Genomic DNA, 1,600 nt, shown 5'->3' on the forward strand with positions numbered 1-1,600 from the left:
CAGACTGTGTGAAAACACAGCCGGCCAAGGCCAAAAAACAAATGCCCCGACTTGTCGGGGCATTTGTTTTTCTGAGGTGCTCAGGAAAAAAGGGCCTTTCAGCCCATCAATGCCATCAATTGACGCGCTCCCAGCACCTTGATCGCTCTTTTCAAGTTGTAGGCCTGCACCGCCAGTGCCATTTCAGCTCTGGCGCCTTTCAACTGACGCAGCAAGAACCGGCCATTTCCAAATAGCCATTGCTTGAGATTGCCGAAAGGGTGTTCGACGATGGATCGCCGGCTGACCATCATCTCGGGATGTGCCCGCATTCGTTGTTCCATTCGCTCGAAGGCGGCTTCGTGAGTATGGCGGGTTAAGTAGCGGCGACTTGCTTTGGTGCAGCGGCTTTTTAATGGGCAAACGCTGCAATCGGCGACAGCCGCCTGATAAATCCGGTCACCTTTATTCAACTGCTTGAGCGTTAGCCACTTACCGGCAGGGCATTGATAAGCGTCGCTTTCCTCCTCGTATTTGAAGTTCTCACGATCGAAAAACTCAGTGGCGCCACCTTGATTGTTAACCGACCGATTAGGGGGTACGAAAGCGGTGATACCCGCGTCTTCACAGGCCTGAAACTGTTCGCCATTAGAGTAACCGGCATCGGCAGTAACGTTTAATTGCGGTTGCTGTAACTCATCTTTGGCGGCTTTTGCCATCGGCTCAAGCTGCTGCCGGTCGGCACCGTCCTGAGTCACCTCATGGTGCAAAATCAGACAATGTTCAGCATCCACGGCGCTTTGGATGTTGTAAGCCACGAACTTGCCAGAAGGTGTCCGCATTTTCTGGGCTTCGGACTCACCAACGATGTGCTGAACTAGACCTTGAGCTTCCATCAGCACCTGACAGGTCTGGTTATTCGCCTTTTTTACCTGCAACTCACGAAGCGCTGTGTGCACGGCTGAGCGGTCAATGGACTCACCCTCTTCGCTACGGTCCGACTCCTCCAGCTGCGCCAAATAACGAGCGATCCGCTTATCGAGAGTAGCCTCCTGGTGTTTGAGCTTTTTCGGCGTCATGTGCTTGCGATTCGACGCCACCGCCTGAAACTTGCTGCCATCGATAGCGACCAGATCACCGGCAATCAGGCCGACTCGTCGGCAAAATTGAACAAAGGCGCGGCAAGTAGCGGTAAATGCGGCACTGTTGTCGCGCCGAAAATCAGCAATGGTTTTGAAGTCCGGCGCCAAACGAGCGAGCAGCCACATGACTTCGACATTGCGCTGACATTCAGCCTCAAGTCGCCGTGAAGACCGGATGCGCTGGAAATAGCCGTACAGGTAGAGTTTGAGCAGATCGGCGGGGTCGTACGAGGGCCGCCCGGTGGCCTTGGGTTTGGCTTTGTCGAAACCCAGCAGTGCCAGATCGAGACGGGAAATGTAGGCCTCAATCACCCGAACCAGATGGTCTTCGGGAATAAGTTCGTCAAGTGACACTGGAAACAGTGCCCCCTGGCAGCGATCTTCACCTTGGATATAGCGCATAAGAAAAATGCCCGCATCTTGCGATGCGGGCATTTTCTTGAACCGGAGAGCAGATTGCTAGGTTTTCACACAATCTG

1 protein-coding gene is annotated in these 1,600 nt (G+C 53.8%); it reads right to left on the reverse strand.

The window, feature by feature from the left end; all coding sequences use genetic code 11:
- Nucleotides 1-98: 98 nt before the first annotated feature.
- Nucleotides 99-1,523, reverse strand: coding sequence for an IS1182 family transposase (locus ACN1C3_RS33160; protein ID WP_419119943.1), 1,425 nt, complete (start codon nucleotides 1,521-1,523; stop codon nucleotides 99-101).
- Nucleotides 1,524-1,600: the final 77 nt, after the last annotated feature.

This window comes from Pseudomonas sp. H11T01 (assembly GCF_048515765.1).
Taxonomy (GTDB): Bacteria; Pseudomonadota; Gammaproteobacteria; order Pseudomonadales; family Pseudomonadaceae; genus Aquipseudomonas.

Bases quoted from the DNA above. Each gene is read 5' to 3' on its own strand.
- ACN1C3_RS33160 (WP_419119943.1), bottom strand. From the start codon at position 1,523: ATGCGCTATATCCAAGGTGAAGATCGCTGCCAGGGGGCACTGTTTCCA.